This is a genomic window from Burkholderia sp. AU33423 (genome assembly GCF_002223135.1).
GTDB classification, from domain to species: Bacteria; Pseudomonadota; Gammaproteobacteria; order Burkholderiales; family Burkholderiaceae; genus Burkholderia; species Burkholderia lata_D.
Genome location: NZ_NKFH01000004.1, coordinates 1592232 through 1613404 on the forward strand (window position 1 = coordinate 1592232; position 21173 = coordinate 1613404).

The 21173-nt window shown below is 65.8% G+C and carries 21 protein-coding genes; 2 read left to right on the top strand and 19 right to left on the bottom strand.

Annotation, left to right across the window (positions count from 1 at the left end):
• Positions 1-32: 32 nt before the first annotated feature.
• From hflX to ndk, 10 genes are all read right to left on the bottom strand, one after another.
• Positions 33-1208, bottom strand: a complete 1176-nt coding sequence (gene hflX, locus CFB50_RS10070) for a GTPase HflX (protein ID WP_174946413.1) — start codon at positions 1206-1208, stop codon at positions 33-35.
• A gap of 72 nt (positions 1209-1280) precedes the next feature.
• Positions 1281-1520: an RNA chaperone Hfq gene (hfq, locus tag CFB50_RS10075; RefSeq protein ID WP_006399927.1), complete on the bottom strand. Its 240-nt coding sequence runs from the start codon at positions 1518-1520 to the stop codon at positions 1281-1283.
• 154 nt (positions 1521-1674) lie between these two features.
• Positions 1675-3012, bottom strand: a complete 1338-nt coding sequence (der, locus tag CFB50_RS10080) for a ribosome biogenesis GTPase Der (protein WP_046197066.1) — start codon at positions 3010-3012, stop codon at positions 1675-1677.
• A 247-nt stretch (positions 3013-3259) separates the two neighbouring features.
• Positions 3260-4405, bottom strand: a complete 1146-nt coding sequence (gene bamB, locus CFB50_RS10090) for an outer membrane protein assembly factor BamB (protein ID WP_069248102.1) — start codon at positions 4403-4405, stop codon at positions 3260-3262.
• A gap of 41 nt (positions 4406-4446) precedes the next feature.
• Entirely contained in the window at positions 4447-5076 is a 630-nt protein-coding gene (locus CFB50_RS10095) for a tetratricopeptide repeat protein (RefSeq protein ID WP_039360256.1), read from the bottom strand.
• 55 nt (positions 5077-5131) lie between these two features.
• A complete protein-coding gene (hisS, locus tag CFB50_RS10100) occupies positions 5132-6472 on the bottom strand; it encodes a histidine--tRNA ligase (protein ID WP_039360260.1) in 1341 nt (446 codons plus the stop codon).
• A 16-nt stretch (positions 6473-6488) separates the two neighbouring features.
• Positions 6489-7793, bottom strand: coding sequence for a flavodoxin-dependent (E)-4-hydroxy-3-methylbut-2-enyl-diphosphate synthase (gene ispG / locus CFB50_RS10105; RefSeq protein WP_089425933.1), 1305 nt, complete (start codon positions 7791-7793; stop codon positions 6489-6491).
• Between the two features lie 112 nt (positions 7794-7905).
• Complete coding sequence (locus tag CFB50_RS10110; RefSeq protein WP_089445761.1) at positions 7906-8931, bottom strand: helix-turn-helix domain-containing protein; 1026 nt, start codon at positions 8929-8931, stop codon at positions 7906-7908.
• A 164-nt stretch (positions 8932-9095) separates the two neighbouring features.
• A complete protein-coding gene (gene rlmN, locus CFB50_RS10115) occupies positions 9096-10235 on the bottom strand; it encodes a 23S rRNA (adenine(2503)-C(2))-methyltransferase RlmN (protein WP_089445762.1) in 1140 nt (379 codons plus the stop codon).
• A gap of 55 nt (positions 10236-10290) precedes the next feature.
• Positions 10291-10716, bottom strand: a complete 426-nt coding sequence (ndk, locus tag CFB50_RS10120) for a nucleoside-diphosphate kinase (protein WP_006478674.1) — start codon at positions 10714-10716, stop codon at positions 10291-10293.
• A 249-nt stretch (positions 10717-10965) separates the two neighbouring features.
• On the opposite strand from ndk, the gene CFB50_RS10125 reads away from it, so the two are divergent.
• Complete coding sequence (locus CFB50_RS10125; protein WP_006761414.1) at positions 10966-11664, top strand: Bax inhibitor-1/YccA family protein; 699 nt, start codon at positions 10966-10968, stop codon at positions 11662-11664.
• A 63-nt stretch (positions 11665-11727) separates the two neighbouring features.
• Here the strand turns inward: CFB50_RS10125 and rlmD are convergent, their stop codons facing one another.
• Positions 11728-13182 carry a 23S rRNA (uracil(1939)-C(5))-methyltransferase RlmD gene (gene rlmD / locus CFB50_RS10130; RefSeq protein WP_069248106.1) on the bottom strand — a complete coding sequence of 485 codons (1455 nt, stop codon included), beginning with the start codon at positions 13180-13182 and terminating at the stop codon, positions 11728-11730.
• 164 nt (positions 13183-13346) lie between these two features.
• On the opposite strand from rlmD, the gene CFB50_RS10135 reads away from it, so the two are divergent.
• Positions 13347-14201, top strand: a complete 855-nt coding sequence (locus tag CFB50_RS10135; protein WP_089445763.1) for an endonuclease/exonuclease/phosphatase family protein — start codon at positions 13347-13349, stop codon at positions 14199-14201.
• A 33-nt stretch (positions 14202-14234) separates the two neighbouring features.
• On the opposite strand, the gene CFB50_RS10140 is transcribed toward CFB50_RS10135, so the two are convergent.
• From CFB50_RS10140 to CFB50_RS10175, 8 genes are all read right to left on the bottom strand, one after another.
• On the bottom strand, positions 14235-15011 hold the full coding sequence (locus CFB50_RS10140; protein WP_039360281.1) for a 3'-5' exonuclease: 777 nt from the start codon (positions 15009-15011) through the stop codon (positions 14235-14237).
• 3 nt (positions 15012-15014) lie between these two features.
• The gene (rpoS, locus tag CFB50_RS10145) at positions 15015-16103 is read right to left on the bottom strand and encodes an RNA polymerase sigma factor RpoS (protein ID WP_069248109.1); all 1089 of its coding nucleotides are present in this window, start codon (positions 16101-16103) and stop codon (positions 15015-15017) included.
• 11 nt (positions 16104-16114) lie between these two features.
• Positions 16115-17002 carry a peptidoglycan DD-metalloendopeptidase family protein gene (locus CFB50_RS10150; protein ID WP_069248110.1) on the bottom strand — a complete coding sequence of 296 codons (888 nt, stop codon included), beginning with the start codon at positions 17000-17002 and terminating at the stop codon, positions 16115-16117.
• Positions 17003-17007: 5 nt separating this feature from the next.
• Positions 17008-17940, bottom strand: coding sequence for a protein-L-isoaspartate(D-aspartate) O-methyltransferase (locus CFB50_RS10155; RefSeq protein ID WP_089445764.1), 933 nt, complete (start codon positions 17938-17940; stop codon positions 17008-17010).
• A complete protein-coding gene (surE, locus tag CFB50_RS10160) occupies positions 17937-18698 on the bottom strand; it encodes a 5'/3'-nucleotidase SurE (protein WP_089445765.1) in 762 nt (253 codons plus the stop codon). Before surE ends, CFB50_RS10155 begins: the two co-directional genes overlap by 4 nt.
• 222 nt (positions 18699-18920) lie before the next feature.
• A complete protein-coding gene (locus CFB50_RS10165) occupies positions 18921-20126 on the bottom strand; it encodes a CaiB/BaiF CoA transferase family protein (RefSeq protein ID WP_089445766.1) in 1206 nt (401 codons plus the stop codon).
• A gap of 48 nt (positions 20127-20174) precedes the next feature.
• Positions 20175-20771 (bottom strand): recombination mediator RecR, encoded by a 597-nt coding sequence (recR, locus tag CFB50_RS10170; RefSeq protein ID WP_006478665.1) that lies wholly within the window; start codon positions 20769-20771, stop codon positions 20175-20177.
• A 31-nt stretch (positions 20772-20802) separates the two neighbouring features.
• Complete coding sequence (locus CFB50_RS10175; protein WP_006482124.1) at positions 20803-21129, bottom strand: YbaB/EbfC family nucleoid-associated protein; 327 nt, start codon at positions 21127-21129, stop codon at positions 20803-20805.
• Positions 21130-21173: the final 44 nt, after the last annotated feature.

Here is a 21173-nt window from a genome sequence, read left to right on the forward strand (position 1 = left end):
AGATTAGACGCCGACGAACCGGCCGGGACCGGTTAGCGCCCGTGTTCGGAAATCGTGTGGTCTTCGTGTGGTTCAGCGGGGGCGCCGTCGAGCGCGCCGTTGGGTAACGTCGCGCTGGAAAGGTGTTCCGCGGAGGCGATTTCGGCGATGGCGGCACGCAACGCGTCAAGACCCTGACCGGTGCGCGCGCTCAAAAAGACGCGCGAAATATTACCATACTCGTCCCGCTCGACCGCGTCGCCGCGGGCCGCCAGCTCAGGCACGGCGTCGATCTTGTTGAACACCAGCACCTGGCGGATCGTGTCCGCGCCGATCTCGTGCAGCACACCATTGACCTGCTCGATCTGTTCAAGCCTGACCGCGCTCGACGCATCGACCACGTGCAGCAGCAGATCCGCGTGGATCGTTTCCTCGAGGGTCGCGCGGAATGCAGCGACCAGCTGGTGAGGCAGCTCGCGGATGAACCCGACCGTATCCGACACGACGATCTGGCCGACCTCGTCGCCGAGGTACACGCGCCGCGACGTCGTATCGAGCGTGGCGAACAGCTGGTCGGCCGCATAGGCCTGCGCTTTCGTCAGCGCGTTGAACAACGTCGACTTGCCCGCGTTCGTATAGCCGACGAGCGACACCGACATCGTGCCGCTGCGCGCGCGCTGGCGGCGTTGCGTGCTGTGTTGCCGGCGCAGCCGGTCGAGCCGCGACTTCAGCATCTTGATGCGTTCGCCGATCAGCCGGCGGTCGGTTTCGAGCTGCGTTTCACCGGGGCCGCGCAGGCCGATACCACCCTTCTGCCGTTCAAGGTGGGTCCACGCGCGAATGAGCCGCGTCGACAGGTACTGAAGCTGCGCGAGTTCGACCTGCAGCTTGCCTTCGTGGCTGCGGGCACGCTGTGCAAAGATGTCGAGGATGAGGCTGGTGCGATCGACCACGCGCCTGTTAAGTGCCTGCTCCAGATTACGTTGCTGGGCGGGCGCCAATGCGTGGTTGAAGATGACGATTTCGACGTTGTGCGCGTCGCAGGCGAGCCGGAGTTCTTCGGCTTTGCCGCTGCCGATGAACATCTTGGCATCGGGACTGGAACGACGACCCGTGAGGGTGACTGCGGGACGGGCCCCCGCGCTGGAGGCGAGAAGACTGAGTTCTTCGAGACTGGCTTCGAAATCGGTCTTGCCGAAATCGATGCCGACGAGCGCTGCGTTGATCAAATTTTCAGGTGTCAAGATAAGGCGGCTGGCATCGGTCGCTCGCGGCGACCGGATGCCGGCCGCTGCGATAGGTTAGGACGAGGCTTCCGCGTCCGGGTGGAAATTCACCGGGCGCGCCGGTACGACCGTCGAGATGGCGTGCTTGTACACCATCTGGGTCACCGTATTACGGAGCAACACGACGTACTGGTCGAACGATTCAATGTTCCCTTGAAGCTTGATGCCGTTGACGAGGTAGATCGAAACGGGAACGTGCTCTTTGCGCAGTGCGTTCAAAAACGGGTCTTGTAACAATTGCCCTTTGTTGCTCATGGCGTACTCCATCTTTTTTTGCAGGTTGATCTGGATTGGCGGCGAAGAAAAAGAGATCCGGCGCCAATCGCTACACTATAGCCGATTTTGTCTGGCCCGCCGGGGGCATAGGCCTTGCGGCCAACCCCTTGCGTGACGCGTGTAACAGACGTCTTCAGCTCTTGTCCGCGTACGGATTGTTCGACGAACGGAACTCTATGCGCAATGGAGTCCCGGTCAGCGAGAAAGTTTCGCGGAACCGGTTTTCCAGGTAACGCTTGTACGTTTCCGTCACGGCGTCGAGCGCGTTACCGTGGATGACGATGATCGGCGGATTCTGGCCGCCCTGGTGCGCGTAGCGCAGCTTCGGACGCACCGGGCCACGACGGCGCGGCTGCTGGAACTCGACCGCCTCGATCAGCGCGCGCGTAAGCTTCGGCGTCGGCAGCTTCGCCATCGCCGCCGCGTATGCGTCGTCGACCGAGCGCATCAGCGTGCCGATGCCCGTCTTCTTCGTGGCCGAAATGAAGTGCGATTTCGCGAAGTCGAGGAATTTCAGCTTGCGGGTCAAATCCGCTTTCGCGCGATCGCGCGCATGCTCGTCGAGCCCGTCCCACTTGTTGACGCCGATCACGAGCGCACGGCCCTGTTCGACGACGAAGCCGGCGATGTGTGCGTCCTGGTCGGAAATATCCTGCTGCGCATCCAGCAGAAGAATGACCACGTTCGCGTCGGAGATCGACTGCAGCGTCTTCACGACCGAGAACTTCTCGATCGCTTCGAACACCTTGCCGCGGCGGCGCAGGCCGGCCGTGTCGATCAGCGTGTATTTCTTGCCGTTACGCTCGAAGTCGACGTAGATCGAATCGCGCGTCGTGCCCGGCATGTCGAACGCGATCACGCGATCCTCGCCGATCAGCGCGTTCACGAGCGTCGACTTGCCAACGTTCGGGCGGCCGACGATCGCAATCTTGATGCCGCGCGAAGGATCGTTCTCGTCCTCTTCCTCCGGACGGTCCGCATACGCGACGTCCAGCGCCTCGTTGATCATGTCGGTGACGCCGTCACCGTGCGCAGCCGAGATCGCACGCGGATCGCCGAGCCCGAGCTCGTAGAAGTCCGTCGCGACCGCCGTGTACTTCATCCCCTCGGCCTTGTTGACGACGAGGAAGATCGGCCGGCCGGTCTTGCGCAGGTAGTCGGCGATCGACTTGTCCTGCGGCGCGAGCCCGTTACGGCCGTCGACGATGAACACGACGACGTCGGCTTCCTCGACCGCCTGCCGCGTCTGGCGGGCCATTTCGTGCAGGATGCCGTCCTTCGCGACGGGCTCGAAGCCGCCCGTATCGACGACCAAGTACGGCCGCTCGCCGACGCGCCCTTCGCCGTAATGGCGATCGCGCGTCAGGCCCGGCAAGTCGGCAACCAGCGCATCGCGCGAGCGCGTGAGCCGGTTGAACAGCGTGGATTTCCCCACATTGGGGCGCCCAACGAGGGCAATGACCGGTTTCATCTGTGTTTTCTACGGTGAAGCGCAGCAGCGGGAGGCCCGCTGCTGCGGGCGGCTGCGCTGAATGAAAATATCACGAATTCGCGCCGCGCCGGATGCGCGCGCCTGGCGCGCGTCGCGCGCCGTCGTCTTTCGTCTCGAACTGCCTTTCAAATACCGAGCGGCCGGGAGCACCGGCCGCCTTCAAGTCGCGCGGCCGCGGCGCGCGGGACAAGCCCGTCGCGCCACGGCCGCGCATGTTTCCTGCGCGTCAGCGCGGACGGAATCCGTACAGGCCGCCGTCCTTCGTCTGCACGACGAGCGTATTGCCCGCGAGGACCGGCGCCGCCGTAATCGCGCTGCCGTCGGTCTTCATCCGTGCGATGAAGCTGCCGTCTTCGCGCGACAGGAAGTGCACGAAGCCCTTGTAATCGCCCATCACGACCGCGTGCCCGAGCAGATACGGCACGCCGACGTCACGGCTCTTCAGCTTGTCGTTGCGCCACAGCTGGTTGCCCGTGGCCGCGTCGTACGCAGTGACGACCGACCAGTCGTCGCCGCCGGCGACCACCGAATCGTCCTGCGCGAGGCCGCTACGGCTCGAGAACGGCTTTTCCCACAGCGGGCGGCCCGAGTTCGCATCGAAGCAGCCAAGCTGACCCTGGAACGTCACCGCGCAGGCTTCCGCGCCCACGAGCGTCGGCGGACCGCTGACGTCGTTGATGCGCTCGACCTCGGTCACACCCTTCGGGAACGACACCGGCGTCTGCCAGAACGGCTCGCCCGTCTGCAGGTTGATCGCGACCAGCCCGCCGCCCGGGAAGCCCGCCAGCACCGCCGCGTCACCCGCAAACGTCATGCCGGCCGACACGCGCAGGTTCAGCGGCACCGCGCGGTTACGGTAGTTCCACTTCTGCTCGCCCGTCTGCGCGTTGAACGCGATCACCTGGCCGTCGATCGTGCGCACGACCACGAGGCCGTTGCCCACGAGCGGCGGCGAGAAGATCTCGCCCTGCACGGTGGTCTTCCACAGTTGCTTGCCGTCCGGACCCAGCACGAACACGCCGCCCTTCAACGCGCCGACCGCGGTCAGGTTGCCGTCGCTGCCGACACCGGCCGACAGGTCGGAGCCGACCTTCGCGCGCCAGAGCGTCTGGCCCGTCTTCGCGTCGATCTTCTCGACCGAACCGTTTTCGCCCGCCGCGTAGACGGCGTCACCCACGGCCACCGGCGAGAACAGGTAGCGTCCGCCCTTGCCGACGCTCGCCTTCCAGACCTGTTGCACGTCCATCACGGGCTTGAACTCGGTGAGCGGCGTCGGCACGCGGCGCGCATCCTTCGACGACGAGCAAGCCGCCAGTGCGAGGACAGCCGCCGCGCAGGCAACGGGCACAGCGTAACGTTTCAGCAAATTCATCGGTTAGCGAAGCAGAGTTAAGAGGTTGAGGGGACCGGGGTTCAGCCGCCGAGCGCGTCCAGCTTGAACTGCACGAGCTGACGCGCGGACTGGTCGTCCTTCGACAGGCCGTCGAGCGCGAGCTTGTAAGCTGCGCGCGCATCGTCGGTCTTGCCTTGCGCGGCAAGCAGATCGCCGCGGCGATCGGCCACGAGGCCCTTGAATGCATCGACCGGCGTACCCGACAGCAGCGCGAGGCCCGCATCGTACGCCTTCTCGTCGAGCAGCAGCGACGCGAGACGCAGCTTCGCGATCTGCTTGTACTCGTCATCCTTGGCGTGATCGACGGCCCATTGCAGCTGCGCCTTCGCACCGGCCGAGTCGCCGGCCGCGTACAGCGTCTTCGCAGCGGAGAGTGCAGTCATCTGCGCATACGGCGTGCTGCCGAACTTGTCTTCCATGTCGGCGGCCGCGCGAGCGATCGTCGCCTTGTCGTTCGCGGCGGCGGCCTTCTGGACCTGTTCGTACAGCCCGGACGCCTCGGCAGCCTGACGGCGCTGCCAGTAGTTCCAGCCGTTGAAACCGGCCGCGACGACGAGCGCCGCGAGCACGATCCACGTGGTGAGATTGCCCCAGCGGGCCCACCACGCCTTGACACTTTCAATCGATTCTTGTTCGTCGTGATAACTCATCGGCGAGCGATTCCTTCCTGTTCAGGCTTTTCTTGTCGAGCGGATGCCAGCGCGATCAGTCGTCGCCGTCTTCGGCGGATGCAACCATCGCATTGATTAGGAATTCGGTCAAGCCTTCGACCGGTACGGTCTGCTGAACGTTCTTTTCCCCGTCTCCGCCCGCACCGCGCAGCGCTTTCACGCCCACCGTGCCGTTTGCAACCTCTTCTTCACCGAAGATCACCGCGAACGCGGCGCCGCTTGCGTCGGCCCGCTTCATCTGCGACTTGAAGCTCGCCGGCGCGCCGTCGGCGCTGCAGTGGAAGATCACGTCGAGGCCCGTGTCGCGCAGGCGCTCGGCCGCGATGAACGCCTGTTCACGCGCGGTTTCGCCCTGGTGCACGACGTACACGTCGACGCCTTCCTGCTCGGGTGCGAGATCCTCTTCCTTCAGCAGCTCGAGGATCCGCTCGATGCCCATCGCCCAGCCGCACGCGGCGGTCGGCTTGCCACCGAGCTGCTCGATCAGCGGATCGTAGCGGCCGCCGGCTGCGACCGTGCCCTGCGCGCCGAGCTTGTCGGTCACCCACTCGAACACGGTCAGGTTGTAGTAGTCCAGGCCACGCACGAGACGCGGGTTGATCTTGAACGGAATGTTGTTCGCGAGCAGCAGGCGCTGCAGCCCTTCGAAATGCGCGCGCGATTCGTCGCCGAGGAAGTCGATCAGCTTCGGCGCGTTCTGCGCGATTTCCTGCAGCGCGGGGTTCTTCGTGTCGAGCACGCGCAGCGGGTTCGTATACAGACGGCGCTTCGCATCCTCGTCGAGCACGTCGGCGAACTGCTCGAGGTACTTGATCAGTTCGACGCGATGCGCGGCGCGCTCTTCGGCGAGGCCGAGCGAGTTGATCTCGAGCTTGATGCCGGTCAGGCCGAGGTCGTCCCACAGGCGCTGGCACATCATGATGATCTCGGCGTCCGCATCGGGGCCCGCGAAGCCGAGCGCCTCGACGCCGACCTGGTGGAACTGGCGATAGCGGCCGCGCTGCGGACGCTCGTGACGGAACATCGGGCCGATGTACCACAGGCGCTTCGGGCCGTCGTACAGCATGTTGTGCTCGATCGACGCGCGCACGACGGCCGCGGTATTTTCCGGGCGCATCGTCAGGTTCTCGCCGTTCAGCGCGTCGGTGAAGCTGTACATCTCTTTTTCGACGATGTCGGTGACCTCGCCGATGCCGCGCGTGAAGAGCTGTGTGTGCTCGACGATCGGCGTGCGGATGTTCTGGTAACCGTAGGCGCGCAGCAGCGATTTCACCGTAGCTTCGAAGAACTCCCAAAGGCCGGCATCCTGCGGAAGGATGTCGTTCATGCCCTTGACGCCGGTGAGCTTCTCGATCTTGCGTTTTTGTTCAGTCATCGTGTGTGTGGACGAATTAGTTCGTGGCCTCAGCGCGGCCGTAGTTGCGTTCGACGTAGTCGCTGACGATCTGCTGGAATTCCTCGGCGATCCGCTCGCCGCGCAGCGTCTTGACCTTCTCGCCGTCGATGAAGACAGGCGCAGCCGGGTTCTCGCCCGAGCCCGGCAGGCTGATGCCGATGTTCGCGTGCTTCGATTCGCCCGGGCCGTTGACGATGCAGCCCATCACCGCGACGTTCATTTTCTCGACGCCCGGATACGCCTTGCGCCAGACCGGCATCTGTTCGCGCAGGTAGGTCTGGATCTGCATCGCGAGTTCCTGGAACAGCGTGCTCGTCGTACGGCCGCAGCCCGGGCACGCGATCACCATCGGTGCGAACGAGCGCAGGCCCATCGTCTGCAGGATTTCCTGGCCGACGATCACTTCGCCCGTGCGCGACGCGCCTGGTTCCGGCGTCAGCGAGATGCGGATCGTGTCGCCGATCCCTTCCTGCAGCAGCACGCCGAGTGCAGCCGTCGACGCGACGATGCCCTTCGAGCCCATGCCGGCCTCGGTCAGCCCGAGGTGCAGCGCGAAGCCGCAGCGGCGGCTGAGTTCGCGGTACACGGCGATCAGGTCCTGCACGCCGCTGACCTTGCACGACAGAATGATGCGGTTGCGGCCGAGGCCCAGTTCGACCGCACGCTCGGCCGAGCCGATCGCCGACTGGATCAGCGCCTCGTACATCACGCTCTGCGCATCCCACGGCTGCGAACGCGCACCGTTCTCGTCCATCATGCGCGCGAGCAGGTCCTGGTCGAGACTGCCCCAGTTCACGCCGATCCGCACCGGCTTGTCGTACTTGGCCGCGGCCTCGATCATCTGCGCGAACTGCGTATCGCGCTTCGCGCCCTGGCCGACGTTGCCCGGGTTGATCCGGTACTTCGACAGCGACTCGGCGCAGCCCGGGTAGTCACGCAGCAGCAGGTGACCGTTGTAGTGGAAATCGCCGACGAGCGGCACGGTTACGCCCATGCGGTCGAGCTGCTCGCGGATCGCCGGCACGGCGGCCGCGGCCTCGGGCGTGTTGACCGTGATGCGCACCAGTTCGGAGCCCGCGTTCGCGAGTTCCTTGATCTGAATTGCCGTGCCGATCGCGTCGGCCGTGTCGGTATTCGTCATCGACTGCACGCGCACCGGCGCGTCGCCGCCGATCGTCACGAGCTGCCCGCCCCAGCGGACATCCACCGCATGCGATACACGGCGCGGCTGGTGCCCGCCGAACACCGGCTCGGTTGAACAAATCTGACTGCTGCGTGGGGATTGAGCTTCGGATTGCATCGATAGATCCATTTACGCGGAATGCGCCGCGACGCGGCGCATGAATTGAAAAAGCGCCGTGCCCTCACGGCCTGCCGATATCGACGACAGGCCTTCGCCACGGCGCTTGACGTCAGGGCAACGTGAACCGCGCCACATTACCCCGCGCTGCCGAATATTTTGCCGGATCGACAGGTTTTCCGTCGAACGCGATCGCGTCGAGGCCCGCCTTGTTGCCGATCGTGACCTTGAACGGGCCGTCGCCGGCGACCTGCTTCGCCTCGCCGCCGTGCACCAGCCCGGAGAACAGCTCCTTGCCGCTCTTGTCGCGCACGCTGAACCAGCTGTCCTGCTTGACCTTCAGTTCGATCATCGACTGGCCGGCCGCCACCACGACGCTCGCCGGCTGGGCCGGCGCGGCGGCACTGGCCGCCGTCGTTGCCACGACGGGCTGCGATGCGGCTGCCGTCACGACCGGCGCCACGGGCGCAGGCGCCGGAGCAGCCGATGCAACTGTCGGTGCCGGGGCTGCAGACGCAACAGCCGGGGCCGGAACCTCATTCGCGACTCCGGCAGACGCACCGCTCGAGGCCGCCTCTTCGACGGAAGACGACGATGCCGCCGGCGCGCTCGCGGCCGACGCATGCTCGGCATCGCCGCTCTTGAAGCGCGCGAGCAGGCTCGACGAATCGCCGCCAGTGTGCCACATCAGTACGGCAACCACCGCGACGACGACGATCCCCGTGCCCCAGAGCCACGGGTGATGCCGCGACGACCCGCCCAGCGGAATCGACACGCGGCCACGCGGCAGATCCGTGCCCGACGACGCGGGCATCGACAGGTCGACTTCCGGCACGCCGCGCTCGCGGCGCAACGCCTGCGCGAACGGCTCCGGATCGACGCCGAGCATCTTCGCGTAGCTGCGCACGACACCGAGCGCGAACGTCACGCCGGGCAAATGGCTGATGTCACCGGCCTCGAGTGCCCGAAGCTTCTGCGGTGCGACCTTGAGTCGCGCCGACACGTCGTCGACGGTCCAACCCCTTGTCTCCCGAAGCTGCGCCAGTCGGCTGCCGACTGCCGCAAGCGATTCCAACCCTGCCGGTGCCGGCTTCGCGCCATTCGTCTCTGCGCCGTTAGACGGCTGCGGCTCACTCATCCTTGTCCTCGCGTCGATTCTTCTTCACTGGCGGCCGCCGCCGGTTCCCGCCGGCCGGCACCCGCAACTGTCCTAACCATGCGCGACGCCGAGGCGCCGCGACCGATCGCTATTCGCGTGTTGTACCGCTCAAAGGCCCTAGCATCCCCGGCTAGGCGTCCCTGTCAAATCGCCCGAACTTCGATGATTTTTCCTGCTGCGCCCGTCCGTTCCGCGAGGCGCGTGCGATCCTTCACCGCGCCGGCCAGCTGGCCGCATGCGGCATCGATGTCATCACCGCGCGTCTTGCGCACGGTCGTGACGACACCCGCGTCGATGAGGATCTGTGCAAAGCGCTTGATCTGCTCCGGTTTCGAGCGGATGAGGCCCGATTCCGGAAACGGATTGAACGGGATCAGATTGAACTTGCACGGCACGTCGCGTGTGACGGCCAGCAGTTCGCGTGCATGCGCTTCGGTGTCGTTGACGCCGTCCAGCATGCAGTATTCGAAAGTGATGAAGTCGCGCGGCGCGACTTTCAGATAACGCTGGCAAGCCGCCATCAGCTCGCGCAGCGGATACTTCTTGTTGAGCGGCACCAGCTCGTCGCGCAGCGGATCGTTCGGTGCGTGCAGCGAAACGGCCAGCGCGACTGGCAGCTCGGCGCCGAGGCGGTCCATCATCGGCACCACGCCGGACGTCGACAGCGTGACGCGGCGGCGCGACAGGCCGTACGCGTTGTCGTCGAGCATCAGCCGCATCGCCGGCACGACCGCGCTGTAATTCAGCAGCGGCTCGCCCATGCCCATCATCACGACGTTGGTGACGACCCGTTCGGCCTTGCCGTTCGGACCGGGCGCGCGGCCCAGTGACGCTCGCAATGCAAATTCGGCCATCCGGAGCTGGCCGATGATTTCAGCTGTCGACAGGTTGCGGGAAAAGCCCTGCTTGCCCGTCGAACAGAAGCGGCAGTTGACCGCACACCCGGCCTGCGACGACACGCACAGCGTGCCGCGCGTCTCTTCCGGGATGAACACGGTTTCGACCGCATTGCCGTTTCCGACGTCGATCAGCCACTTGCGCGTGCCGTCGGTGGAAACGTGATCGCTGGCGATCTCGGGCATGCCGATCGACGCGCGGCCCTTGAGTTTTTCTCTCAAGGACTTCGCGAGATCGGTCATGCCGTCGAAGTCGCCAGCGTTGTACTGGTGGATCCAGCGCTGCAACTGCTTGGCGCGGAACGGCTTCTCGCCGAGGCTGCCGCAGTACGCGACAAGACCCTCGGCATCGAAGTCGAGAAGATTGACGGAAGTTTCGCTCGTCATGATGTGCTGCCTTGCCGCGTGCGCTGAATCCTGCCTACTTGCTGCCAGCCAGGGCTTAGCGCGAGTAAACGTTCATTTCCGGGAAGAAGAACGCGATTTCGACCGCTGCCGTTTCAGCAGCGTCCGAGCCGTGCACGGCATTCGCGTCGATGCTGTCGGCGAAGTCGGCGCGGATCGTGCCCTTTTCCGCCTTCTTCGGATCCGTCGCGCCCATCAGGTCGCGGTTCTTCAGGATCGCGCCTTCACCTTCCAGAACCTGGATCATCACCGGGCCCGAGATCATGAAATCGACGAGGTCCTTGAAGAACGGACGCGCTGCGTGAACCGCGTAGAACTTCTCTGCGTCAGCACGCGACAGGTGTGCCATGCGCGATGCGACGATCTTCAGGCCGGCGCCTTCGAAACGGCTGTAGATCTGGCCGATCACGTTCTTTGCCACCGCATCCGGCTTGATGATCGACAGGGTGCGCTCGATTGCCATAAAAACTCCAAAAAATTAAGAAGTTACAGGTTCAAATGAATCCGCTATTGTAGCACGATCCCGTGTATCATTGCGATTGAACCCTTACACACGTGAAAGGTTCCGAATCCATATGTTTTGTGCCGCCTGGCCATTGAAACCTCCCGGCACGGAACGTATCTTAGCCATAGCTGCTCCGGTTTGCTGCGCCGCACACCGCGTGTGCCGAACCGGCCCCGGACGCCCACGCGTTCAATGTTAGGAGAAACCATGAACGACTATCCGTACAATTTCGGCCGCGGCGGTTCCGTCAGCACCGCCGAGGTTCGCAACCGCGTGCTGCGAAACACGTACTGGCTGCTCGCGCTGTCGATGGTGCCGACCGTGCTGGGCGCCTGGGTCGGCGTCGCGACGGGCTTCTCGCTGTTCGCGGCCACGAGCCCGATGATGAGCCTGCTCGCGTTCTTCGCGATCGCATTCGGCTTCATGTTCGCGATCGAGCGGACCAAAAACAGCGCGGCCGGCGTGTTCGTGCTGCTCGGCTTCACGTTCTTCATGGGCCTGATGCTGTCGCGGCTGCTGAGCTTCATTCTCGGCTTCTCGAACGGCCCGTCGCTGATCATGCTCGCGTTCGGCGGCACCGGCATCATCTTCGCCGCGATGGCGACGATCGCCACCGTCAGCAAGCGTGACTTCTCGGGGCTCGGCAAGTGGCTGTTCATGGGCGTGATCGTGATCCTGCTCGCATCGGTCGCGAACATCTTCCTGCAACTCCCGGCGCTGATGCTCACCGTGTCGGTGCTCGCGATCGCGATCTTCTCCGCCTACATGCTGTTCGACGTCCAGCGCGTCGTGAACGGCGGCGAGACGAACTACATCTCGGCCACGCTCGCGATCTACCTCGACCTGTACAACGTGTTCACGAACCTGCTCGCGCTGCTCGGCATCTTCGGCGGCAACCGCAACTGACGTTCGCTACACACCATGAAAAAACCGGCCCGCGGGCCGGTTTTTTTACGTCCGCCGCCGGGCTCAGTCGCGCTCGAACAGCGCGATCGATTCGACGTGCGACGTATTCGGGAACATGTTCACGACACCGGCGCCCTTCAGGCGGTAGCCGGCCTCGTGCACGAGCAGGCCCGCGTCGCGCGCCAGCGTCGACGGGTTGCACGACACGTAGACGATACGCTTCGGCAGCGGGCCTTCGCCACTCTGCGCGATCTCGGCCAGCGCCTTCGACACCGCGAGCGCGCCTTCGCGCGGCGGATCGATCAGGAACTTGTCGAATGCGCCGAGCGCACGCATGTCGTCGCCCGTCACTTCGAACAGGTTCCGGCATGCGAACGTCGTGTGGCCGTCGACACCGTTCTCGCGCGCATTCGCCAGCGCGCGCGTCGTCAGCGTATCGCTGCCTTCGATGCCCATCACCTCGCGCGACAGCCGCGCGAGCGGCAGCGTGAAGTTGCCGATCCCGCAGAACAGGTCGAGCACGCGGTCGTCGCGCGACGGCGCGAGCAGGCGCAGCGCACGGCCCACCAGAACGCGGTTGATCTGATGGTTGACCTGCGTGAAGTCGGTCGGCTTGAACGGCATGCGAATGCCGAATTCCGGCAGCGTGTAGTCGAGCGACACGTCGAGCGGATAGAACGGCGTCACCGTGTCCGGCCCTTTCGGCTGCAGCCAGAACTGCACCTTGTGCTCGTCAGCGAACGCGCGCAGCAGCGCTTCGTCATCCGCATTGATTGGCTCCAGCACGCGCAGCACGAGCGCCGTGACTTCCGAACCGACCGCGAGCTCGATCTGCGGCATCCGATCGCGGATCGACAGCCCCTCGACCAGCCGGCGCAGCGGCACGAGCATCGCCGACACGTGCGGCGGCAGCACTTCGCAGCTCGTCATGTCGGCGACGTAGCTGCTCTTCTTCTCGTGGAACCCGACCAGCACGCCGCCCTTCTTCGCGACGTTGCGCACGGTCAGGCGCGCGCGGTAGCGATAGCCCCACGACGGGCCGTGAATCGGCGCGAACATCGTTTCCGCGCGCAGCTTCGCCAGGTGCCACAGGTTGTCTTCGAGCACGCGCTGCTTGACCGCCACCTGTGCCCGCATGTCGAGATGCTGCATCGAGCAGCCGCCGCAGGTACCGAAGAACGCGCATTTAGGCTTCGTGCGCATCACGCTCGGGCGCAGAATGTCGACGACCGTCGCCTGCTCGTAGCTCGGCTTGCGGCGGAAGCTCGAATAGGTCACACGCTCGCCCGGCAGCGCACCCTCGACGAAGATGACCTTGCCCGGCTCGCCGTCCTCGGTGATCGTGCGGCCGACACCGCGCGCTTCCATGTCGAGCGATTCGATCTCGAGAACCGGGGCGATTCCGGGCGCGACGGGCGCGTTTCTTGATTTGCGCGCAGAAGTGGGGACGGCTTCGGACACCAGCTTTTCCTGACAAACGTTGAAGAAGGCGAGATTGTAGACGACGCGGGCCCGCATCGCCCGCTTTGGATGCGGCAAGGGTCGATACTTAAGCATAGACGGCCCGGCATTGCGCCGGATCGGCCGGACAGGCGGCCCCGAGAGACCAGCGGCCGCGTGGCCCGTGGCGCCGACTCAGGAGCGGCCCTGGGCCCGAGATCCGCCAGATAGGAGATTCGACCATGCAACTGATCGACTGGAACATCCAATGGGGTCGGGACGCGGACGGCGGCGTCGATCTGTCACGCACCGTCGCGGCGATCCGCGCGCTCGGCGACTTCGACGTGCTGTGCCTGCAGGAAGTCACGCGCGGCTTTGGCGCACTGCCCGGCCGGCCCGGCGCCGACCAGTTTGCCGAGCTCGCGGCGCTGCTGCCCGGATATATGATCGTCGAAGCGATCGGCGCCGACCTGCCGGCCATCGAGCCGGGCGCACCGCGCCGCCAGTTCGGCAACGCAATCGCGACCCGGCTGCCGGTCGGGCGCGTGCTCCGCCAGTTGCTGCCGTGGCCTGCCGACGCCGGCGCGCCGTCGATGCCACGCGTCGCGCTCGACGTCGAGTTGCAGACGCCTGTCGGGCCACTGCGGGTAGTCACCACGCATCTGGAATATTATTCGGCGCGCCAGCGGCGCGCCCAGGTCGACGCATTGCGCGACCGGCACCGCGAGGCCTGCGCGCACGCGGCACGACCGGCACCCGCCGAAACCGCCGAGGGGCCGTTCAGCGCGACCGGCCAGCCATGCGATGCGATCATCTGCGGCGACTTCAACAGCGCGTTCGGCAGCGAGGCCTATTGCCGACTCCTGGAGCCGATCCCGGACGCGCCGCGCTTCATCGACGCCTGGGTCGCTCGGCACCCAGGTCGCGTGCCACCGCCGACGGCGGGTGTCTACGATACGGTGCAATGGTCGGATGGGCCGCTCGCGTGCGACTTCGTGTTCGTGACCGATACGCTGCTGCCGCGCGTCACGCGCTGCGAGATCGACGGCGACGTGCGGGCGTCCGATCACCAGCCGGTGCTGCTCGAACTGGCATGATCGCCCCACCGGCCGCGGTGCACGTCGCCCGCGCTATGCGTCGAAACCGGCCAGGTATTCGGCCCAGTGCGACGCAGGCTCCTGTGCAAGCGAGTTCTTCACGAGCAGGATCTCGTCCGCATACTCGCTCGGCGTCAGGCCGCCGCGCATCAACTGGAACCGGCAATACAACAGGTAGGTATTGACGACGTCGGTTTCGCAATAGTTGCGGATTTCCTCGATCCGCCCGGCCTGGAACGCCGGCCACACCTGGCTGCCGTCCATCCCGAGCTTGCCCGGAAAACCGCACATCTTCGCGAGCGCGTCGAGCGGCGCGTTCGCACGCGCCTGATACATCGCGAGCACATCCATCAGGTCGGTATGCCGCGAGTGGTAGCGCGAGATGTAGTTGTTCCACTTGAAATCGCGGTCGTCCTCGCCGAGATCCCAGTAGCGGCTGGCGGGGATGCCGTGCACGAGCGCGCGGTAATGGAGCACCGGCAGATCGAAGCCGCCGCCGTTCCACGACACGAGCTGCGGCGTGTATTTCTCGATCACGCGGTAGAACGACTGGATCAGCGTCGCTTCGTTGTCCTGCGGCGTGCCGAGCGAGCGCACGCGAAAACCGTTGTTGTCGCGGAACACGCACGAAATCGCCGCGATGCGCTGCAGGTGGTGCGGCAGGAAATCGCCGCCGGTCTTCTCGCGGCGGGCGGCGAACGCATGTTCGGCCACCGCGGCATCGTCGAGCGTCGCAGGCAGATCTTCCAGACGGCGAATGCCGTCGACATCGGGAATCGTCTCGATGTCAAAAACAAGAATCGGAGTCATCGGTTACAGAACGGCGTCCTTGCGCACGCCGTTGGAGGCGAAAAACCGCTTGAGGCGCACCAGCGCTTCCTGCTGGATCTGGCGCACGCGCTCGCGCGTGAGCCCCATCTCGTCGGCCAGCTCTTCGAGCGTTGCCGGTTCGATATGGTTCAGGCCGAAGCGACGCTCGATCACATGCCGATGCTTGTCGGACAGCCGCGACAGCCACGCGCGCGTCAGCGTCTCGAGCTCGCGGTGCTGAACCTCCGCGTCGGGCGACTGGCTCTGGTCGTCGGGCAGCAGGTCGAGCAGGCTGCTCGCGGGATCGAGGTCGAGCGGCGCGTCGAGCGACGCCGTGTGCTCGTTGAGCGCAAGGATGTCGGTGACTTCCTCGGCGGTCTTGCCGGTGAGATAGGCGATGTCGTCGATGCTGGCTTCGCGGCGCTCGGCCGCTTCACCCGTCGACATCGAGTTCTTTTCGAGGTGGCGCTTCGCGCGCAGCACCTGGTTCAGTTCGCGAATCACGTGCACGGGCAGGCGCACCGTGCGGGCCTGGTTCATGATCGCGCGCTCGATGCTCTGCCGGATCCACCACGTCGCGTAGGTCGAGAAACGGAAGCCGCGCGTCGGGTCGAATTTCTCGATTGCATGCATCAGGCCGAGGTTGCCTTCCTCGATCAGGTCGAGCAGCGGCACGCCACGGTTCAGATACCCCTTCGCGATGCTGACGACGAGGCGCAGGTTGCGCTCGATCATCACCTGCCGCGCCTCGAATTCGCCGGCCTTGGCCAGACGCGAATAGCGCTGCTCTTCCTCGACGGTGAGCAGCGGCTTCACGCTGATGCGGTTCAGGTAATGCTGGATCGTGTCGGCCGTGAGCTCGGCCTGCAGCATCGTGCGGAAATCGTCGACGTCGGGCACCGCCTCGGCGCGGCCTTCGCGCTCGTCGTCGCCACCGTCCGCTTCAGAGTCGCGTGCCTCGAGGTCACGCTCGTTGTCCGCGACGTCGTCTTCGTCGTCCGTCGAAGCACCAGCTCGCCCCACCGATGCTTGCGTGGCTCGACTGATTTTCTCAGATTCGGCTTGCGGCTCGTGGCGCTTCGATTTCGGCATGGTCGTCTCGGTTATTGAGGCGGCAAATACTTCAGCGGATCGACAGGTTTACCCTGCCGGCGAACCTCGAAATGCAGCATCACGCGGTCGGAATCGCTATTCCCCATCTCGGCGATCTTCTGCCCCTTCGTTACCGCATCCCCCTCTTTTACCATCAAAGCGCGATTGTGTGCATACGCCGTGAGGTAAGTTGCATCGTGCTTGATGATAATGAGGTTGCCGTAGCCGCGCAGGCCATTGCCGGAGTAGACGACGCGACCGTCGGCCGCCGCTTTCACGGTCTCGCCGGCCGACCCGCCGATATTGACGCCCTTGTTCTTCGCATCATCGAAACCGTTCAGCACGGGACCGCGCGCGGGCCATGCGAACGTCACGGGGCCGCTCGGCGCGGCTGCCGTATCGCTCGATGCGGCGGCCGCGGCAGGCGGCGTCGCGACCGACGACGACGTACCGGCGGCCGGCGTTGCCGGGCCGCTGCTGAGCGGCGCAGTTGCAACGGCGGCGCCCGCGATCGGCGCGGCGACCTGCGTGCCCGCAACGGCGGCACCGGCCTGCGGCGAAACGCGCAGCAGCTGGTCGACTTCAATCTGATTCGGGTTCGCCAGGTTGTTCCACGCGGCGATGTCGCGATAGTTCTGCCCGTTTTCGAGTGCGATCCGGTACAGCGTGTCGCCCGGCTTCACCCGGTAGTAACCCGGTGGCGCGGGGGGAAGCGGCGCCGCGGGCTGCGCGGTGCCGGTCGTGCCGAGCGAACCGGAGCGATCGACGACGGGCGCGTTGTCGAGCCGCGTCGCACAGGCGGCCAGAAGCGTGGAGAACGCAGCTACGCAGATCGCCCGCTGGGCGAGCGTGAGCGGTTCCCTGGAACGGTTGTTTTGCATCGCGCGCAACATACTCATCGGTTTCAAATTACTCCGGATTTTAAAGGGACAAAGAAAACGCGATCAAGCCGTGACTCTCGCCATTGCGCGTGCGCGACGCGCTCGACGAGCGTGAGCACCTGGTGCTGCCCGCTCTGCGCGCCGACCGGCGCGACGAGCCGCCCGCCGATCGCGAGCTGCTCGAGCAGCGCCTGCGGCACGTCGAGCCCCGCCGCCGCAATCACGATCGCGTCGAACGGGGCCGCGGACGGCAGGCCGACACGCCCGTCGCCGTAGTGCAGACGGATGTTCGGCACGCGCAGCGGCCGCAGGTTCAGCTTCGCGCGCTCGTAGAGCGGCTTGATGCGTTCAATCGAATACACGTCGCGTGCCACGTGGCTCAGCACGGCGGCCTGATAGCCGCAGCCCGTGCCGATCTCGAGGACGCGCTCGAGCGTGCGGCCGGCCATCGCGAGCTCGATCATGCGCGCGACGACCGACGGCTTTGAAATGGTCTGCTGGTGGCCGATCGGCAACGCCGAATCCTCGTAAGCCTGCGTCGCGAGCCCCGGATCCACGAACATGTGTCGCGGCACCGCGGCCATCGCTTCCAGCACGCGCGCGTCGGTCACACCGTTCGCGCGCAGCCGTTCGACCATCCGTTCGCGCACACGTTCCGACGTAAGCGCGAACGCGCCGGCCGGCGCGACGCTCGGCGCGGCCGGCTTCGGCATCGCGGGCTTCAGTGCGGTCGGTTTCGGTGCGGTCGCCGGCTTCGCGGCGGTGGAGCCGGGCAATGCCGATCGCGTCGCAGCCGGCTTCACCGCAACCGGTTTCAGCACGGCCGCTGGCTTGTCGGCGGCCTTCGACACCGCAACCGCCGCATGGCGTTCACCGGCCCGACCTTCCGACTTGCGTGGCGCTCGCTTGAGATCTTCGAGCGCGAGCGGGAACCGCTTCGCGCGCTCGCCGCTCATGAAGCCCGCCCTCCGGCGCACGCCCATTCGCGCGTCGCAGGCAGCATCTGCGTGTGCGTGAGGTCCAGCTGCAGCGGCGTGATCGACACGAAACCGTTTGCCACTGCGTGAAAATCGGTGCCGTCGCTGGCGTCCAGCGCTTCACCCGCCGCGCCGATCCAGTAGATCGGTTCGCCGCGCGGGTCGGTCTGGCGGATCACCGGCTGCGACGGATGACGCTTGCCGAGGCGCGTGACCTTCCAGCCTTTCAGTTCGTCGTACGGCAGGTTCGGAATATTGACGTTGAGCAGCGGCTGGCCCGGCAGCGGATGCGCGAGAAAGTGCTCGACGATTTCCGCGGCGACGCGCGCGGCGTCCGCCAGATGGGCCCAGCCCTTGTCGACCAGCGAGAATGCGATGGCCGGCACGCCGAACATGATGCCTTCGGTGGCGGCCGCAACTGTCCCCGAATAGAGCGTATCTTCGCCCATGTTCTGGCCGTTGTTGATCCCGGAAACGACGAGGTCCGGCCTGGCGTCGACCATCCCCGTCAACGCGACGTGTACCGAATCGGTCGGCGTGCCGTTCACGTAGAAGAAACCCGTACTCGACGCGCGCTGCACCGACAGCGGCCGCGACAGCGTGAGGGAATTCGACGCGCCGCTGCAGTTCTGCTCGGGCGCGATCACCGTGAGCTCGGCCAGCGGCTGCAGCGCGTCGCTGAGCGCGGCGAGACCGGGGGCGAGATAGCCGTCGTCGTTGCTGAGTAGGATTCGCATCCGGCGATTGTAACCGAGGAAAGATGGCGCGAGAGCGACAGTCCGGCGACTGCGGATGGGCGGCGGCGGGCACCCGGACACGCTGCGCCATCGCGTTGCGGTGCGGCGTTCCGCGTGCTCAGGAAAACGCCGCGCCGCCCCGGGTTTTCCCCCGCCAACGGAGCGCCCTTGGGGAATGCGCCGTTCCGGGAGCCCGGCGCGAAGCGACAGGCTCGAGGGTGCTCAAATCGCGCCCGCGTCGCGCAGTGCGGCAATCGCCGGCGCATCGTAGCCGAGGCCGCGCAGCACCTCGTCCGTATGCTCGCCGAGTTCGGGCCCGAGCCAGCGCGTTTCGCCCGGCGTGTCGGACAGCTTCGGCGTGATGTTCGGCAGCGGAATGTCGGTGCCGTCGGCCAGCTTGAAGCGCTGGATCATCTGCCGCGCGACGAACTGCGGATCGGTGAACATGTCGGCGGCGCTGTAGATGCGCCCGGCCGGCACGTCGGCCGCGTTGAGCACGACGAGTGCTTCTTCGATCGTGCGCGGCGCGAGCCACGCGGCAATCGCATCGTCGATCTCCTGCGTGCGCGGCACGCGCCCGTCGTTTTGCGCGAGCGCGGGATCGTCGGCGAGGTCGTCGCGCTCGATCGCCTTCATCAGCCGCTTGAAGATCGGGTCGCTGTTGCCGCCGATCACGATGCTGCCGTCGCGGCACGCATACGTATTCGACGGCACGATGCCCGGCAGCGACGCGCCGGTGCGCTCGCGCACCATCCCGTACACGCCGTATTCGGGCACCACGCTTTCCATCATGTTGAAGACGGCTTCATACAGTGCAACGTCGACCACTTGCCCCGCACCGCCGTTGACCTTGCGGTGATGCAGCGCCATCAGCGCGCCGATCACGCCGTGCAGCGCGGCGATCGAATCGCCGATCGAGATGCCGATGCGCGGCGGCGGCAGTTCGGGATAGCCGGTGATGTGACGCAGCCCGCCCATCGATTCGGCGATCGCGCCGAAGCCGGGCCGGTCGCGGTACGGGCCGGTCTGCCCGTAACCGGACAGGCGCACCATCACGAGGCCCGGATTCTCGGCCGACAGCACGTCGTAGCCGAGCCCGAGCTTTTCGAGCAGGCCCGGGCGGAAATTCTCGATCACGATGTCGGCCTCGCGCGCGAGTTGCCGCGCGATTGTCTTGCCGGCGTCGGCCTTCAGGTTGAGCGTGACCGATTTCTTGTTGCGCGCCTGGACGGACCACCACAGCGACGTGCCGCCCTGCTCCGGATGGAGCTTGCGCCACTTGCGCAGCGGGTCGCCGCCGTTCGGATCCTCGATCTTGATCACTTCCGCGCCGAATTCGGCGAACAGCCGCGACGCGAACGGTCCCGCGATCAGCGTTCCGAATTCGAGCACTTTGACGCCCGCGAGCGGGCCCTGGCTGGTGCTCATGTGTCTCCCTGGCATGAGGAACGGCGCCGCCGGCCGGCGGCGCCCGGCTTACATCGTGCGGCGGTCGAGCATCGCGCGGGCGATGGTGCCCGCGTCGACGTATTCGAGCTCGCCGCCCACCGGCACGCCGCGCGCGAGGCGCGTGACCGCAAGCCCGCGCGCCTTCAGCGTCTGGCCGAGGTAGTGCGCGGTGGCTTCGCCCTCGTTCGTGAAGTTGGTCGCGAGCACGACTTCCTTGACGACACCGTCGGACGCGCGCCGCACGAGGCGGTCGAAATGGATTTCCTTCGGGCCGATCCCGTCGAGCGGGCTCAGCCGGCCCATCAGCACGAAATACAGCCCGCGGTAAGTCATCGTCTGCTCGAGCATGATCTGGTCGGCAGGCGTCTCGACGACGCACAGCAGCGTCGGATCACGCTCCTCGTCGCTGCAGACCTCGCAGATCTGCGCTTCGGTGAACGTGTTGCACTTCTCGCAGTGCTGCAGGTGCTCGGTCGCGAACAGCAGCGACCGGCCGAGCCGCTCCGCGCCCTCCCGATCGTGCTGCATCAGGTGGACCGCCATGCGCTGGGCGGATTTCGGCCCGACGCCGGGCAGCACGCGCAACGCTTCGACGAGCGCGGACAGGGCGGACGGCTGTTTCATACGGCGGCAAAAAGTGACACGGACGCTGCGCTCAGAACGGCAGCTTGAAGCCCGGGGGCAGCGGCAGGCCCGACGTCATGCCGCTCATCTTTTCCTGCGACGTCGCTTCGGCCTTGCGCACGGCGTCGTTGAACGCAGCCGCGACGAGATCCTCGAGCATGTCCTTGTCGTCCGCGAGCAGGCTCGGGTCGATCGACACGCGACGCACTTCGTTGCGGCACGTCATCGTCACCTTGACGAGGCCGGCGCCCGACTGCCCTTCGACTTCGATGAGCGCAAGCTGCTCCTGCATCTTCTTCATGTTTTCCTGCATTTGCTGCGCTTGCTTCATCAGACCGGCGAGGTTGCCTTTCAACATGGGAATACTCCTTCTTGATCGTGTGAAAACCGGCACGCGGCGCG

Bases quoted from the DNA above. Each gene is read 5' to 3' on its own strand.
- bamB (WP_069248102.1), bottom strand. From the start codon at position 4,405: ATGAATTTGCTGAAACGTTACGCTGTGCCCGTTGCCTGCGCGGCGGCT.
- ispG (WP_089425933.1), bottom strand. From the start codon at position 7,793: ATGCAATCCGAAGCTCAATCCCCACGCAGCAGTCAGATTTGTTCAACC.
- CFB50_RS10150 (WP_069248110.1), bottom strand. From the start codon at position 17,002: ATGAGTATGTTGCGCGCGATGCAAAACAACCGTTCCAGGGAACCGCTC.
- CFB50_RS10110 (WP_089445761.1), bottom strand. From the start codon at position 8,931: ATGAGTGAGCCGCAGCCGTCTAACGGCGCAGAGACGAATGGCGCGAAG.
- recR (WP_006478665.1), bottom strand. From the start codon at position 20,771: ATGAAACAGCCGTCCGCCCTGTCCGCGCTCGTCGAAGCGTTGCGCGTG.
- rlmN (WP_089445762.1), bottom strand. From the start codon at position 10,235: ATGACGAGCGAAACTTCCGTCAATCTTCTCGACTTCGATGCCGAGGGT.
- CFB50_RS10155 (WP_089445764.1), bottom strand. From the start codon at position 17,940: ATGAGCGGCGAGCGCGCGAAGCGGTTCCCGCTCGCGCTCGAAGATCTC.
- CFB50_RS10125 (WP_006761414.1), top strand. From the start codon at position 10,966: ATGAACGACTATCCGTACAATTTCGGCCGCGGCGGTTCCGTCAGCACC.
- CFB50_RS10140 (WP_039360281.1), bottom strand. From the start codon at position 15,011: ATGACTCCGATTCTTGTTTTTGACATCGAGACGATTCCCGATGTCGAC.
- hisS (WP_039360260.1), bottom strand. From the start codon at position 6,472: ATGACTGAACAAAAACGCAAGATCGAGAAGCTCACCGGCGTCAAGGGC.
- CFB50_RS10165 (WP_089445766.1), bottom strand. From the start codon at position 20,126: ATGAGCACCAGCCAGGGCCCGCTCGCGGGCGTCAAAGTGCTCGAATTC.
- CFB50_RS10095 (WP_039360256.1), bottom strand. From the start codon at position 5,076: ATGAGTTATCACGACGAACAAGAATCGATTGAAAGTGTCAAGGCGTGG.
- CFB50_RS10175 (WP_006482124.1), bottom strand. From the start codon at position 21,129: ATGTTGAAAGGCAACCTCGCCGGTCTGATGAAGCAAGCGCAGCAAATG.
- surE (WP_089445765.1), bottom strand. From the start codon at position 18,698: ATGCGAATCCTACTCAGCAACGACGACGGCTATCTCGCCCCCGGTCTC.
- rlmD (WP_069248106.1), bottom strand. From the start codon at position 13,182: ATGCGGGCCCGCGTCGTCTACAATCTCGCCTTCTTCAACGTTTGTCAG.
- hfq (WP_006399927.1), bottom strand. From the start codon at position 1,520: ATGAGCAACAAAGGGCAATTGTTACAAGACCCGTTTTTGAACGCACTG.
- rpoS (WP_069248109.1), bottom strand. From the start codon at position 16,103: ATGCCGAAATCGAAGCGCCACGAGCCGCAAGCCGAATCTGAGAAAATC.
- der (WP_046197066.1), bottom strand. From the start codon at position 3,012: ATGAAACCGGTCATTGCCCTCGTTGGGCGCCCCAATGTGGGGAAATCC.
- ndk (WP_006478674.1), bottom strand. From the start codon at position 10,716: ATGGCAATCGAGCGCACCCTGTCGATCATCAAGCCGGATGCGGTGGCA.
- CFB50_RS10135 (WP_089445763.1), top strand. From the start codon at position 13,347: ATGCAACTGATCGACTGGAACATCCAATGGGGTCGGGACGCGGACGGC.